12 protein-coding genes and 1 pseudogene are annotated in these 14551 nt (G+C 68.9%); 3 read left to right on the forward strand and 10 right to left on the reverse strand.

Features of this window, described 5'->3' with window-relative positions; genetic code table 11:
* The first annotated feature begins 26 nt into the window (after positions 1-26).
* Positions 27-2990, forward strand: a complete 2964-nt coding sequence (gene uvrA, locus EOE66_RS00600; RefSeq protein WP_128226764.1) for an excinuclease ABC subunit UvrA — start codon at positions 27-29, stop codon at positions 2988-2990.
* A gap of 11 nt (positions 2991-3001) precedes the next feature.
* Here uvrA and EOE66_RS00605 read toward each other — a convergent pair whose 3' ends face one another.
* Both EOE66_RS00605 and EOE66_RS00610 read right to left on the reverse strand, forming a co-directional pair.
* On the reverse strand, positions 3002-3424 hold the full coding sequence (locus EOE66_RS00605) for a BLUF domain-containing protein (protein WP_128226765.1): 423 nt from the start codon (positions 3422-3424) through the stop codon (positions 3002-3004).
* 147 nt (positions 3425-3571) lie between these two features.
* Entirely contained in the window at positions 3572-4015 is a 444-nt protein-coding gene (locus EOE66_RS00610; protein WP_128226766.1) for an SWIB/MDM2 domain-containing protein, read from the reverse strand.
* Between the two features lie 191 nt (positions 4016-4206).
* On the opposite strand from EOE66_RS00610, the gene EOE66_RS00615 reads away from it, so the two are divergent.
* Positions 4207-4566: a phage holin family protein gene (locus EOE66_RS00615; RefSeq protein ID WP_128226767.1), complete on the forward strand. Its 360-nt coding sequence runs from the start codon at positions 4207-4209 to the stop codon at positions 4564-4566.
* Here the strand turns inward: EOE66_RS00615 and EOE66_RS00620 are convergent, their stop codons facing one another.
* Positions 4567-6216, reverse strand: coding sequence for a M48 family metalloprotease (locus EOE66_RS00620; protein WP_310733079.1), 1650 nt, complete (start codon positions 6214-6216; stop codon positions 4567-4569).
* A gap of 119 nt (positions 6217-6335) precedes the next feature.
* On the opposite strand from EOE66_RS00620, the gene moaC reads away from it, so the two are divergent.
* Positions 6336-6845 (forward strand): cyclic pyranopterin monophosphate synthase MoaC, encoded by a 510-nt coding sequence (gene moaC, locus EOE66_RS00625; protein WP_128226768.1) that lies wholly within the window; start codon positions 6336-6338, stop codon positions 6843-6845.
* Positions 6846-6863: 18 nt separating this feature from the next.
* Here the strand turns inward: moaC and EOE66_RS00630 are convergent, their stop codons facing one another.
* The 7 genes and pseudogenes from EOE66_RS00630 to EOE66_RS00660 all read right to left on the reverse strand — a co-directional run.
* Positions 6864-8645, reverse strand: coding sequence for a PglL family O-oligosaccharyltransferase (locus EOE66_RS00630; protein WP_128226769.1), 1782 nt, complete (start codon positions 8643-8645; stop codon positions 6864-6866).
* 66 nt (positions 8646-8711) lie between these two features.
* Positions 8712-10391 carry a PglL family O-oligosaccharyltransferase gene (locus EOE66_RS00635; RefSeq protein WP_128226770.1) on the reverse strand — a complete coding sequence of 560 codons (1680 nt, stop codon included), beginning with the start codon at positions 10389-10391 and terminating at the stop codon, positions 8712-8714.
* A 58-nt stretch (positions 10392-10449) separates the two neighbouring features.
* Positions 10450-10890: a pilin gene (locus EOE66_RS00640; protein ID WP_128226771.1), complete on the reverse strand. Its 441-nt coding sequence runs from the start codon at positions 10888-10890 to the stop codon at positions 10450-10452.
* Between the two features lie 175 nt (positions 10891-11065).
* On the reverse strand, positions 11066-11845 hold the full coding sequence (locus EOE66_RS00645; RefSeq protein WP_128226772.1) for an MBL fold metallo-hydrolase: 780 nt from the start codon (positions 11843-11845) through the stop codon (positions 11066-11068).
* Positions 11846-12031: 186 nt separating this feature from the next.
* Complete coding sequence (locus tag EOE66_RS00650) at positions 12032-12742, reverse strand: FHA domain-containing protein (RefSeq protein WP_128226773.1); 711 nt, start codon at positions 12740-12742, stop codon at positions 12032-12034.
* 88 nt (positions 12743-12830) lie between these two features.
* Positions 12831-13616 (reverse strand): Stp1/IreP family PP2C-type Ser/Thr phosphatase, encoded by a 786-nt coding sequence (locus EOE66_RS00655; RefSeq protein WP_128227454.1) that lies wholly within the window; start codon positions 13614-13616, stop codon positions 12831-12833.
* A gap of 147 nt (positions 13617-13763) precedes the next feature.
* Positions 13764-14549 (reverse strand): annotated as a pseudogene (locus tag EOE66_RS00660) (serine/threonine-protein kinase); the annotation flags it as partial.
* Between the last annotated feature and the right edge of the window lie 2 nt (positions 14550-14551).

Consider the following 14551-nt stretch of genomic DNA (forward strand, 5'->3'; position numbering starts at 1 on the left):
ATGGCCGGTTGCCCTCAGCCGCCGCCATGCCCCAGCCTCCAGACGATCAACCTGCCCCGCCCCGCGCACCGCAAGAGCGAGCGCAGGAAAGCCGCTTTCTGAAGGTGCGCGGCGCACGCACCCACAACCTGAAGAACATCGACCTCGACATCCCCAAGCACGCGCTGGTGGTGATCACGGGGCTCAGCGGTTCGGGCAAGAGCAGCCTGGCCTTCGACACGCTGTATGCCGAGGGCCAGCGCCGGTACGTGGAAAGCCTGTCGGCTTATGCGCGGCAGTTCCTGCAGCTGATGGACAAGCCCGATGTCGATGTCATCGAAGGCCTGAGCCCGGCCATCAGCATCGAGCAGAAGGCCACCAGCCACAACCCGCGCAGCACGGTCGGCACCATCACCGAGATCCACGACTACCTGCGCCTGCTCTACGCGCGCGCCGGCACGCCCTACTGCCCCGACCACGGCCTGCCGTTGCAGGCGCAGAGCGTGAGCCAGATGGTCGATGCCGTGCTGGCCTTGCCCGAAGACACCAAGCTCATGGTGCTGGCGCCGGTGGTGCGCGACCGCAAGGGCGAGTTCGAGGACCTCTTCGCCGACATGCAGGCGCGCGGCTACGTGCGCTTCCGCGTGGGTGGCCAGGTGGTGGAGGCCGAGGCCCTGCCCACGCTGAAGAAGAACGACAAGCACGACATCGACGTCGTCATCGACCGGCTGAAGACCAAGCCCGACGTCAAGCAACGCCTGGCCGAGAGCTTCGAGGCCAGCCTTCGGATCGCCGACGGCCGCGCCATCGCGCTGGAGATGGACACCGGCCGCGAACACCTCTTCAGCAGCAGGTTCGGCTGCCCGGTGTGCAGCTACTCGCTGAGCGAACTGGAGCCGCGCCTCTTCAGCTTCAACAGCCCCGTGGGCGCCTGCCCGGCCTGCGACGGCCTGGGCCAGGTGACGGTGATGGACCCCGAGCGCGTGGTCGCCTTCCCCAGCCTGAGCCTGGCCTCGGGCGCGGTGAAGGGCTGGGACCGGCGCAACGCCTACACGCACTCGATGCTGGAGGCCGTGGCCAAGCACCTGGGCTTCGACATCGACACGCCCTTCGAGCAACTGCCCGAGCGCGCGCGCCAGGTGCTGCTGTACGGCAGTGGCAGCGAAGAGATCGAGTTCATCTACGAGGCCGAGAGCGCTGGCAAGGGCGGCCGCAAGCCGCGTGCCGTGAAGCGCAGCCACCCCTTCGAAGGGATCATCCCGAACTTCGAGCGCCGCTTCCGCGAAACCGACTCGGCTGCCGTGCGCGAAGAGCTGGCGCGTTACCAGGCCTCGCGCGCCTGCCCGCAGTGCGAAGGCTCGCGCCTGCGCCGCGAGGCGCGGCATGTGTTCCTGCAGCACGCCAACGGCGACAAGGGCCCGCCCATCTACGAGGTGGAGCACGCCACGCTGGCGCGCGCGCTGGCCACCTTCGAGAGCCTGAAGCTGCAGGGCGCCAAGGCCGAGATCGCCGAGAAGATCGTGCGCGAGATCCGCAGCCGGCTGCGCTTCCTGAACGACGTGGGCCTGAACTACCTCAGCCTGGACCGCGGTGCCGACACGCTCAGCGGCGGCGAGGCTCAGCGCATCCGCCTGGCCAGCCAGATCGGCAGCGGCCTCTCGGGCGTGATGTACGTGCTGGACGAACCCAGCATCGGCCTGCACCAGCGCGACAACGAACGCCTCATCGGCACGCTGCTGCACCTGCGCGACCTGGGCAACAGCGTGCTGGTGGTGGAACACGACGAGGACATGATCTGGGCCGCCGACCACGTGGTGGACATGGGCCCGGGCGCTGGCGTGCACGGCGGCCGCGTGATGGCGCAAGGCACGCCGCGCGAGGTCGCCGACCACCCCGATTCGCTGACCGGCCAGTACCTGGGCCGCGCGCTGCGCATCGAGGTGCCGAAGAAGCGCCGGCCGGCCAGCGGCTTCGGCGCGGCGCCCTTTCGCTTGAGCATCGTCAATGCGCGCGGCAACAACCTGCGCGGACCCGACGGCCAGGGCGTGAACGTCGACATCCCGGTGGGCCTGCTGACCTGCGTGACGGGTGTCAGCGGCAGCGGCAAGAGCACGCTGATCAACGACACGCTCTACGCCGCGGTGGCGCGCAAGCTCTACCAGAGCCATGCCGAGCCGGCGACGCACGACCGCATCGAAGGCCTGGAGCATTTCGACAAGGTCATCAACGTCGACCAGAGCCCCATCGGCCGCACGCCGCGCAGCAACCCGGCCACCTACACGGGCCTGTTCACGCCCATCCGCGAGCTCTTCGCGGAAGTGCCCATGGCGCGCGAGCGCGGCTACGGCGCGGGCCGCTTCAGCTTCAACGTCAGCGCCTCTTCAGGCGGCGGGCGCTGCGAGGCCTGCGAGGGCGACGGCGTCATCAAGGTGGAAATGCACTTCCTGCCCGATGTCTACGTGCCCTGCGACGTTTGCCATGGCGCGCGCTACAACCGCGAGACGCTGGAGGTTCTGTACAAGGGCAAGAACATCACCCAGGTGCTGGAACTGACGGTGGAAGACGCGCACGGCTTCTTCAGCGCCGTGCCCAACATCGCGCGCAAGCTGCAGACGCTGCTCGACGTGGGCCTCGGCTACATCCGCCTGGGCCAGGCCGCCACCACGCTCAGCGGGGGCGAGGCGCAGCGCGTGAAGCTGGCGCTGGAACTGAGCAAGCGCGACACCGGCCGCACGCTCTACATCCTGGATGAACCCACCACGGGCCTGCACTTCCACGACGTGCGGCTGCTGCTGAAGGTGCTGCACCAGCTGCGCGACGCGGGCAACACCATCGTCGTCATCGAGCACAACCTCGACGTCATCAAGACGGCCGACTGGTTGGTGGACATGGGGCCGGAGGGCGGCAGCGGTGGTGGCCGCGTGGTGGTGGCCGGCACGCCGGAAGAGGTGGCGGCCTGCGCAGAGAGCCACACCGGCCGCTTCCTCAAGGCGCTGCTCGACGAGGCCTGAGGGCGCGGTGCTCAGGCCGTGATGGGCCGCGCGTGTTCCACCATGTCGGTGAACAGCAGTTCCAGCGCGGCGGGCCGCATCTCGTAGGGGTCGAACTCGGCCTGCGCGCCGTACTTCAGGAAGATGGCACGGTGGGCCTCGGTGGTGCTGACCAGGCCCATGGCCCAGGCGCCATAGAGACGCTGGTCGATTTCCTTGTACGACAGGATGGCCGGCTCGCGGTGGCGCGGGTCGAGCAGGATGCGGTGGTACAGCGCGTTCACGACGCGGTGGTCGCCCTCCAAGCACTGCAGGAAGATGCCATTGCTGAGGATCAGCGCGCCCGTCACGCCCAGCGGGCCGTTGTTGCGCTGCGAGCTGCGCACGATGTCCTTCACCTCCACGGGTGAGAGCATGCCGGCGCTGCGGCTGGCGTAGATCAGGCGGATCAGCATGGGCCCTCCAGGGCGGTTGGCGGCGCGGGGCGCGCATCGTAAGCCGCGCGCGCCCCGCGCCGCAGCAGCCCATGAAAAGGCCCCGACGGGCAGGCCATGAAAAAAGGCCCCGAGGGGCCTTTGGCGTTCAACAGGCCGAAGCCCGTTTCACTTGAGGTGGCTGCTGATCAGCTTGGTCATCTCGAACATCGAGACCTGCGCCTTGCCCAGCACTTCCTTGAGCTTGGCGTCGGCGTTGATCAGGGTCTTCTTGGCCTTGTCCTGCAGGCCGTTCTTCTTGATGTACTCCCAGACCTTCTTGGTCACCTCGGTGCGCGGCAGGGCCGCCGAACCGATGATGCCGGCCAGCGCGGCGCTGGGGGTCAGGGGCTTCATGAAGGCGGCGCTGGGGGTGCGCTTCTTCGCGGGGGCCGCGGCCTTCTTGGCCGGAGCGGCCGCCTTCTTCGCCGGAGCCGCCTTCTTCGCGGGCGCTGCCGCCTTCTTGGCCGGAGCGGCCTTCTTCGCGTGAGCAGCGGCCTTCTTGGCCGGAGCGGCCTTCTTCGCGGCCGTTTTCGCAGGGGCTTTCGCCGGGGCTTTTTTCGCAGTTGCCATTTGGATGTTCTCCATCAGTGGATGAGGGATGCCGCTTGCCGCGCAAGCCCTGCATCACCTTCGTGCGCGGGCCTGTCTTTCCTGGGAAACGTGCAGGCGCGATGGTAATGCGCCTGTTTGGCACTGAGAAGCGGTTTTCCCAGGCAAAAGCTGCTTTCGCACCACGATTTGCGCCGCGTTATGCTGGGTGCATGAAGATCATCGTGCGTTGGTTGCTCCTGGCCGCAGCGCTGCTGCTGGTGGCCCACCTCTACAGCGGCGTGCAGGTGGCCAGTTTCACCGCAGCCCTCGTCGCCGCATTCGTGCTCGGTTTGTTCAACACGCTGGTGCGACCGCTGCTGGTGCTGCTGACACTGCCGGTGACATTGCTGACGCTGGGGCTGTTCCTCTTCGTCATCAACGCGCTGATGTTCTGGGCCTCGGCCAGCGTGCTGGACGGCTTCAACGTCACCGGCTTCAGCGCCGCGCTGATCGGCTCGCTGCTCTACAGCCTGTGCGGCATGGTCATCGACGTGGCCGTGGAGCGCCTGTTCACGCGCAGCCCCAGCTGATCAGTTCGGCCCTTCGCCCGGCGGCGGGCCGCCACGGCCCTCGCCGCGCATCTCGGCCGCGATCTCGCGGCGCTGCTGCAGCACCTGGCGCAGGCGTGCGTCGATGACCGAGGCTTCGATGAAGTCGGTGGGGCCGGGCCCGCGCGAGGCAGCCTGCGCCCGGCGCAGGCGGTCGATGGCCCCCGTGAGGTCGCCTACCGCGGCGCGGGCCTCGGCACCTGCGCGCAGGGCGCGCAACTTCAGGCCCAGGGCTTCGCTGCCGCTGGCCAGCAGTTCCCAGGCGGCGGCGTCGTTCTTCTGTTCGGAGACCCAGGTCTGCAGGTTCTCGACGCTGCGTCGCAGCGGCTCGGCCGCCGCGTCGGGCTTGCTGTCGTGCAGGCGCAGCGCAGCCTGTGTGCGCAGCAGCAGCGCCGGGCGTTCGTGGGCCGCGCCCAGCGTGTCCAGCACCTGCAGGGCGCCCGCAGCATCACCTGCGTTCAGCAGCACCTGCGCCTGCAGCAGGCGCAGCGCGCGTTCGGCCGCGGGCTCGCGCGGCACGGCCGTGGCCGCCAGTTGCAGCGCCAGCGCCACCTGCCGTTCGGCGCGGTCGTGCTCCTTCAGCAGCGATGCCGCCATCGCGCCGCCGTAGAGCGCGGCCACGCGGTCGGTGAGCGCGGGCGAGGACGTGGTGCCGCTCAGGCGCTGCAGGCCGGTGACGCTTTCATCCATCAACACACGCGAGCGCATCTGCATCAGCGCGTGCTGCAGCGTGGGCTGCGAGGCGCGGTTGTCGCCCAGCAGCGTGCGGCTGCGCGCCTCGCTGATGCGGTCGATGGTGAGTGGATGGCTGCGCAGGTAGGGGAACCCGCCGTTGTCGGACAGCCGCGTGGCCGCGTCCATGCGGTCGAACATCTGCGCCTGGCCCGCCGGCGCAAAACCCGCCAGCCCGAGCAGGCCGTAGCCGATGCGGTCGGCCTCGCGCTCCATGTCGCGCGAGAAGTTCAGCTGTGACTGGATGGCCGCGCCCTGCCCGCCCATGATGGCGGCGTTGGCGAGGTCGACGTTGTTGGCGCGGCTGGCCGCCAGGATGCCCAGCAGGATGGTGGCCACCGCGATCAGCGAGGCCTGCTGCTGCGGCGCGATGCTGCGGGCGATGTGGCGCTGCGTGACGTGGCTGAGCTCGTGCGCCATCACGCTGGCGAGCTGGTCGCGCGTGGTGGTGATGGCGATCAAGCCGAGGTGCGCGCCGACGAAGCCCCCCGGCAGCGCGAAGGCGTTGACGCTGCGGTCACGCACCAGGAAGGTTTCCCAGGCGAAGAGCTGGTCGGTGTCGGCGTCGATCTGGCCGATCTGGCGCGCGGCGGCCACCAGCGGGTTCCAGATCGACTGCAGGTACTCCAGCAGCACCGGGTCGTCGAGGTAGACCGGGTCGCGCCGGGCCTCGCGCATGATCTGCTCGCCAAGCCGGCGCTCGTCGCCCACGCTCAGGTCGCGCGAGGCGCTCTCGCCCAGCGCCGGCAAGCGCACCTGCGCGTGCGCGGGCAGGTTCAGGGCGGGCAACAGCATCGCGGCGGCCAGCGCAGCGGCCATGTGCCGCCGCCAGCGGGGCAGGGCCTGGGGGGCGGCCCCGGGGTTCACCGGGGCGGCGTGAGAGGGGCGGGTGATGGGCAAGCGGTGTCTCGGCAGGCGGCGGGAGGGCCTTGGAGCCGCGCGAGGGGCGCAGCGTTCCCTCTGGCTATCATGACACCGCCCTGTTGCTGAACGTGAAGCCGCCTGCCGACCCTGCTGCCATGAGTGCCCCCACGAACGATGCCAACACCGCCGGCCCGCTGACGCATTTCGACGCCCAGGGCCAGGCCCACATGGTGGACGTGGCCGCCAAGGCCGAGACCCACCGCGTGGCGCGTGCCGCCGGCAGCATCCGCATGCAGCCGGCCACTTTCGAACTCATCGCCAGCGGCCAGGCCAAGAAGGGCGACGTCATCGGCATTGCGCGCATCGCCGCCATCCAGGGCGCCAAGCGCACGGCCGAGCTGATCCCGCTGTGCCACCCGCTGCCCATCACCCGCGTGGCGGTGGACTTCGAACTCGACCGCGCCACGAGCACCGTGCACTGCAGGGCCCAAGTGGAAACGCTGGGGCGCACCGGCGTGGAGATGGAAGCGCTGACGGCCGTGCAGGTGGGCCTGCTCACCGTGTACGACATGTGCAAGGCCGCCGACCGCGGCATGGTGATGACCAACATCCGCGTGCTGGAAAAGCGCGGCGGCAAGAGCGGCGAGTGGGTGGCGGCGGTCTGAGGGCCGCGCCCTTCGCCGTCAATCGGCTGCGGTGAAGGCGCGCCAGCCCAGCGCCCGGGTCGGCGGGCGGCAGGCGAAGGTGGAGGCCGCCGGCATCGGCGCGGCAGGCGCCGAGGCTGCGGTTTCGCACACGGCGAAGAATTCCTCGGCGTCGGTTCTGCGGAACTCGCGCAGGCGTTCGGCAATGTGGCTGGCTTCGTCGAGCTTGCCGCGTTTGGCCAGCGAGTCGGCCCAGGCCATCATGAGGCGCGCATCCAGCAGGAAGTGAACGGCCCGTGCGAAGGCGCGCTCGGGATCGGGCACCGGCAGGCCGGCGGTGACGGCGGCGTAGTCGGCGTGGTGGGCGAAGAAGACGCTCTGCTGCCCTTCGGCCACGCGCACGGCCAGGGGCTTGCTGCCGGCCGAAGCGCTGAAGATTGCGGCCACGCGCAGGTAGTCGACCACGGAGAACACGGCCCCGGCAGCCACCAGCGCAGCCGCAGCAGCCAGCGCGCGCGAAGGTGGCGCCAACCGCTGCGCCACCACCGCGGCAGCCGATGCAGGCCCAGATAGCGATGCCGATACAGGCTTGGCAGCAGGCTGCAGCGCGTAGCCCCAGGCCCAGGCCGCCGGCAGCAGGAAGTAGCTGTACCAGAGCGGATACTCCAGCAGGCTGTGCAGGCCGATCATCACCACCATCAGCACGGCGGCGCGCTGCGCAGTGCCAGCATCGCCGCTTGCGCGCCATGCGGCCCGGCCGGCGGCCCACAACGCCCACAGCAACAGGCCCGTCACCAGCACCGCCAATGGCAGGCCCAGTTCCACCGCCAACTGCAACGGCAGGTTGTGCGTGTGGTCGAAGAAGGCCAGGGGGCGCTGCGGCAGCGGGGTCAGGGTCCAGGCGAGGTTGAACTCGCCGAAGCCCACGCCCGCCCAGGGCTGCTGGGCGATCATCGTCAGCGTGTCGCGCCAGATGGCCACGCGCGAGCCGCCCACGTCGGCCTCGGCCAGGCGCTGCGCACCGCCGAAGGTGTGCTGCGTGAGCGCCGCCCATTGCGCCATGCCCAGCCACGACAGCGCGTAGACCAGCGGCGCCGCCAGCAGCAGCACGCGGGCCGTGCGCGAGAGGCGCCTGTCCAGAAGGCCCCAGCAGGCCAGCAGCAATACGCTGACCAGGCCCGTGCGCGAGGCCGTGAGCACCACCGCGAAGACGCCCAGCGCCAGCAGCACGCCTGCCCACACGCGGCGCAGGCGGCCCAACTCGAACAGCGCAACCACGGCGATGCAGTGCCACAGCAGCAGGCTGCTGAGGTGGTTGGGCTGGCGCAGGTTGCCCACCGCGCGGCCGGGGATTCCCGAGGCGGCAAGCCATTCACCATCGGGCACGCCGGGGGCGAAGACCTGCACCAGCGCGATGGCGATGTTGAACACACCGGCGGCGACCCAGGCCCAGGCGAAGGCGGTGAACAGCGCCACGCCCTCGGGCCGGGCCCGCGCGCCTGCACCGCCGGCCAGCACCACCGCGGCCGCGAAAAGCGTGGCCAGCGCCGACATCGCCAGGCTGGACGGCAGCGAGCCCGGGCCCCAGGACCACAGTGCCGCACCGGCCAACACGGCCAGTACAGCCCACACCGCCCAAGGCCCCCGGCCCGGCCGCGCAGGGGCACTGACGGCCACGAAACCTGCCCACAGCAGGAAGGCCAGGGCCTGGTTGAGGTAGGTGGGGGAGGGGCTGACGTTGTAGGCGAGCAGGGCGGGGAGGATGGCAGCGGCCGCTCCAGCGGTGATCACGAATCGGTGATCGAGCTTCTCGGTAAGCAAGGACAACCCTCTTGTTTCAGTGATGGCGAGCCAAGGCTGGCCAGCGGCGCCGCAGCCTCGCTCAGGTCAAGGCCCGGGGAACCGTATCGACGCGAGCGCAGGGTAACGCAGTTGTGCGGCCTGCCACGCTTCCCGGGCCTCGTCGCAACGCCGGGGCGTGTGCATGCTGCAAAGGGCCCGCAGCATCCTTTCGGCGCTGTCCGGTTGCCCGTTGAGCCCCGCGGCCAAGGCGTACCGGTACATCACCGAAGGGTAGGCGTAGCGGTCGGAGACCCGGCGCATCAACTCCATCTGAGCTCCGGTCATCGCCGGGCTCGGCGGCGTCCGCGCGAAGAGAAGGAAGGATTCGAGTTGATCCAAGACTCGCAACTCAGGCGCGGTGCTGCTGGACGTCCGATCGCCGATCTTGGCCGACTCCAAGCGCAGCAGGCGGTGGCTCTGCTCGGCGCTCAGGTAGTCGCCGGCGATGACACCCAGCAGGCCCAATGCGCCCAAGACGAGCGAGGCCCAGACGGCCTGGAACTTCATCAACCGGGCGGGCGCTCTGCCCAGGGCATGCACTGCACCGATGGCCACGCCCACCGGCAACAGAAAATAGGCATAGGCGTGCGGCATCTCCAGCATCGCGTGCGCACCGAAAGCCAACACCATCATGAAGAGCCAGAAGGCACGACGATCAGGTTCGTGCGCAGCCTTCACCCACAGTTGCAGAAAACCCCAGGCCATCAGCGCGATCAGCACAACGGCCAGGGGCACACCCACCCAGACCATCAGATCGATCAGCAGGTTGTGGCTGTACTCGTAATGCGCGTGCAGCGGGGGAAGGTCTGCCGACGCCGCAGCCTGCGCCTGTGAGGTCTGCAACCAGCCATAGCCGCCGAGCGGCGACCGGCCAACCGCCTGCAGCAGCGCGCCCCAGAGCGGCAGCCGACCATTGCCGCCCTCGATCGAGGCCAGAGGGGGGCGACCTTCGTCCAGCGCGAGCCCGGCGTTGATGGCAGGCCAGCAGGCCGTCAGCAGCGCGAAGGCGCCGCCACCTGCGACCACATGCAACCAGCGCACCTGGCCACGCGCCCCGTTCCCGCGCGCGACCCACGTCATCGCGGCAAGCAACAACAGCCACTGGACCCAGGCCGTACGCGAGACCGTGGCAGCCATGCCTAGGATGAGAAAAAGGCCGGCGAACGCGAACCCGACAGCGCTGAACCGCCCCTGCTCGCGCAGTACGGCCAATGCGCACAGCCCCAGGAAGGTGACCGTGCTCAGATGGTTCGCCTGGGCAAGATTGCCGAAGGGGCGGCCGAGAGCAGGCATCTCGACGCCGTAGATGCCGAGCGAAAACACCTGGGTCCATTGAACCAGGGCGATGCCGACCGACAGTGTGGCGGCGACCAGAATGCCCGCGGCGAAGGCGCACACCCCGTCCCATGCCGGCTGGGTCGTGGCCGACACCAGTTCACGGCCCCAGACGATGGCTCCTGCCGTTGCGGCAAGGTAGAGCGCCACCATCACCGCATCGCCGGAGAAGGGGAGGAGACCCAGCCCCTGTTGCAGCATCACGCTGCTGCCCGCCAGGCCAAGGGCCAGCAGCCAAGGCAGCGGCACCACCGGGCGACTTCGCAGGAAGAGCAGCCCCAACGCGAGCATCGCCAGCGCCCAACCGTCCTGCCACGCCGACAGCCAGGGCGGGTAGTGGTTGGGCAGCAGCCACGCAAACGGCAACAGGACCGCGAAGAGCTTGATCACACCGGTGCCAAAAGCAAAAAAGGCAGCACGGGGCTGCCTTTGCCAGAGCCCTGGGGGCTCAGAACGTCATGGTTTCCTTGCAGGAACCCGGCAGGTACTTCTTGAAGTCGCTCACGCTGGTGCCGCACTTCCACGACTCGACGCGACCGCTGGCGATCGTCGGCTCGAGAATGACGTCGCCAGCAATGGGCAGGCCTTGCGTCGTGACCTTCACCTTGCCGGTGGTGCCCTTCGTGGCGATGGAAGCGACATACCGCGATGTCGACGAGGCCGACTCGCAACCCCACTCGTTGTCGCCCGGCAGGCTGGCGGACGGCGAGGTCTGCACGGTCTCGGTGATGGCGGTACGGCAAGTCGACGCGGCCAGGACGACCTCGGAAACCTTGGCCTTGACGGTGTAGTCCTGGTAAGCCGGCAAGGCCACGGCAGCCAGGATGCCGATGATCGCCACGACGATCATCAGTTCGATCAGGGTGAAACCTTGTTGGACGCGCTTCATGTCAGGAACTCCTGTGGGGCAAAGAAGGGGGGGTGGACGGACATCCCCCTTGGATGCAGGGTGCGTGCCAGCGATGCGGTGGCTCTGCAGGCGGTGTTTTCGCACAGCCATTGACGAGATTTGTCACCCGGCCTGTCCGCGCCACGCTCGCAAGCGCCTGTGTTGACAATTCCTGTCAGTCAGCCAGCGACAGCACTTGGCCGGTCGTGAGCGCCTGGATGCGGTGCCGTCCGGCCTGAGCGCCCACTTCGGTCATCACCGCATCCAGTTCGCCAGGCTTGATGTGGGTGATGTAGACCTCGGCGCCCTGCTCGAAGCCCTCGAGTTCGCGCTGCAGTTGCGACGGGCACAGGTGCTGGCTGATGGTGGCCAGCGCATGTTCGTCATCCCGGAAGGCGGTCTCGATGACCAGCACGGCCACCGGCAGGCTGCGCAGCCGCGCCCACAGCGCAGGGTTTGGCCCGGTGTCGCCCGTGAACACCCAGGCGCCTTGGCTGCCGTGCACGGCATAACCCACCGCCGGCACCGTGTGGCTGGCCGGCAGCACCTCGATGCGGTGGCGGCCCAGCGAAAGCACCTCGCCCACGGCCAGCGGTTGGAAGGCCAGCACCGGGTTCACGGTGTCGGGCAGGCGGGTGAAGTCGGGCCAGATCACGCCGTTGAACACGTGCGTGCGCAGGGCGGCGATGGTGTCTTGCAAGGCATGAACCACCACGGGCGGGCGCTGCGCCGCATGGCGCCGGCGCGTCACGCTGTCGGCCAGCAGGCCGATGGCGAGCACGTGGTCGAGATGCGAGTGGGTGACGAGGATGTGGTCCACGCGCGCCATTTCGTCGAGCGTGAGGTCGCCCACGCCGGTACCGGCGTCGACGAGCACGTCGTCGTCGAGCAGGAAGGACGTGGTGCGGTTGCCAGCGGCAATCGAACCCGAGCAACCGAGGACGCGGATCTGCATGGAAGGGTGAAGCGTGGACCCGCGGCACTGCAGGCAAGGCCCGCATGCTGATCGGGCCGGCGATCTCCGGCAAGGCAAGGTGACAGCTTTGTGGCCTGTCCGCGCGGGCAGTGCAAGGCCGGCGTGAAGCCCGTCACGCTGAGCACTCGCCTCGAGCGCAGGCGCGCCCGCGGCCTTTGTGCTGGCTCAGCGGTAGATGAACTGCATCTGCGTGCCGGCGAGTTCGATCACGTCGCCATTGCGCAGTGGCACCGAGTCACCCACCAGGGGCACACCGTTGATGCTCGGCCGGGTGGCGCCTTCGACGTGGGCGAAGGCGTAACCGTTCGGGCGCTTGGTGATGGAAGCCACCTGCACGCCCGGCTTGCCCACGGTGGTGACCACCTTCGTCAGCGAGACCTCGCGGCCGGCGGCGGCGCCGTTCAGCACCTTGATCGAGGCCGGCTGCGTGGGCACGGGGGGCGGCGCTGGCGGCAACGTGCCCAGGCCGCCAAAGCTGGACGGCGTGCTCGCATAGGTGGGCGCCGGCTGCGTGGGCGGCACGCTGTGCCCGGCCGAGGCGCTGCTGCTGCCCGGCCGCATGATCATGGTCTTTTCGTACTCGCCGCTCTCGTCGACCAGGAACTTGATCTTGTACTTGCCGATCTCGACCGTGTCGTTGTGCGTGAGCAGCTGCTTCTTGATCGCCTTGCCGTTGATGTAGGTGCCGTTGGTGCTGTTAAGGTCTTCGATGAAGACGTCGGCCCCCACCATCTGCAACACGGCGTGCTCGCCGCTGACAGCGAGGTTGTCGATGACGATGTCGTTGTAGGGCCGGCGGCCGAGCGTGGTCTTGTCCTTCGTGATCTGGACTTCCTTGATGACCACACCGTCGAGCGAAACCACCAGCTTGCCCATGCCTACCCTCGATTCAATCCGCTGCCGACCGCAGCTGCCTCAATGCGCCTGCGGCGTCTGTGTCTTCCCTGGCCCACCGGCTCGCGGCTCAGCGCCTGAAAGGCCACCAAGACCGCGCCGGAGCGCTCGCGCCGCCTGAAGCGCGCGCCAGGATGACAGAGATATTATCCTTTCCCCCCGCATCATTGGCCGCGTCGATCAGCGCCTTCCCCCTTGTTTCCAGCGAGTCGTGCGCCAGCAACACCTGGGCAATGCCGGCGTCGTCCAGCATGTCGGACAGGCCGTCCGAGCACAGCAGGAACACATCGCCCGGCAACACGTCGTGCTGGTGGGTCTCCAGCAGCACCGAATCCTCCACGCCGACGGCACGCGTGACGAGGTTCTTGTTCGAAGAGAAGGCAGCCTGCTCGGGCGTGATGAGGCCGGCGTCGAGTTGCTCCTGCAGCAGTGAGTGGTCGCGCGTGACCTGCTGCAGCTTGCCTGCGCGCAGCCGGTAGCAGCGTGAATCGCCGACGTGGCCGAGCAGCACGCGGTCATCTCGGAAGACAGCCACCACCAGCGTGGTGCCCATGCCCGCGTACTGCGGGTTGGAAGTCGAGGCGTTGAAGATGGCGCGGTTGGCGTTGTCCACGCAGATGTCCATTGCCCGGCGCACTTCGGCATCGCTGGCCTGCTTGCTGGCCTCACGCAGCCAGCGACCGAGCTCGGTGCGGATGAACGAAGTGGCCATGCTGCTGGCCACCTCACCGGCGTTGTAGCCGCCCATGCCATCGGCCAGCACGGCCAGCGCGACGCCGTCGTCGGTGGCCACCGAATCCTCGTTGTTGCTGCGCGCCCGGCCGGGGTCCACCGCAGCAAAGAGTTCGATCGTCATGGGCACGGGGAAGGTCGGCGTCGCGCGGAGTGAAGTGCCCTGGGATTGTGCATCGGAACGCGGAGCCTGCTGCGCCCCCCCATGCCCGGGTTCAGGCCCCGGCAGCTGCACCATGACCGCCTGAAGCTCGGCCACCAGCAGCTCGCAGGAGGCCGGACGTTGAGAGGGCTGTTTGGCCAGCAGCCGTGCCACCAGCTCGGCCGTGGCCGCCGAGACGCCAGGCACCAGCGTTCGCAGGTCGGGGGCCGGCGTGGACGCCACGTCGCGCAGCAGTTCACCCATCGAACTGGCTTCGTGCGGCAGGCGTCCACTCAACAGCTGGAACAGGATCACGCCCAGCGCGTAAAGATCGGTGGCAGGGGTGGGCGGATTGCCTGCCAGTTGCTCTGGCGCCATGTAAGCCGGTGTGCCCATCACGACACCAGTGCCGGTCTGCGCGGCGTCGGCGGCGCGGGCGATGCCGAAGTCGGCCAGCTTGACGACATTGCCCGGCAGATGCACCAGCACGTTCGCTGGCTTCAGGTCGCGGTGCATGACGCCGTGGCGGTGCGCGTGTGCCACGGCCGCCGCCATGCGGCTGGCCAAGGCCAGCACCAGCGCCTCCGGCAGCAGGCGGTTGTGGCTGGTGTAGCGGGACAGGTCGTCGCCCGGCACCAACTCCATCGCCAGCCACGCGAGGCGGCCTTCGATCCCGGCGCCATGCACAGCCACGATGTCCGGATGCACGAGTCGCTGCGCGTTGCGCGCAGCCGCGACGAATCCTTCTTTCCATCCGGCTGCGGCGTCGCCCGTTGGCACGGTCGACAACTTGAGGGCCACAGGGGGCCCGCCAGCACCTTCGGCCAGGTAGACCTCGCCGCTGGCGCCCCGCCCCAGCAGCCGCTGCAAGCGGAAGCCGGCGACCGTCTGGCCGAGGCGCCAGCCTTCTTGCATCA

Origin of the sequence: Rubrivivax rivuli, assembly GCF_004016505.1 — a bacterium.
Taxonomy (GTDB): domain Bacteria; phylum Pseudomonadota; class Gammaproteobacteria; order Burkholderiales; family Burkholderiaceae_C; genus Rubrivivax; species Rubrivivax rivuli.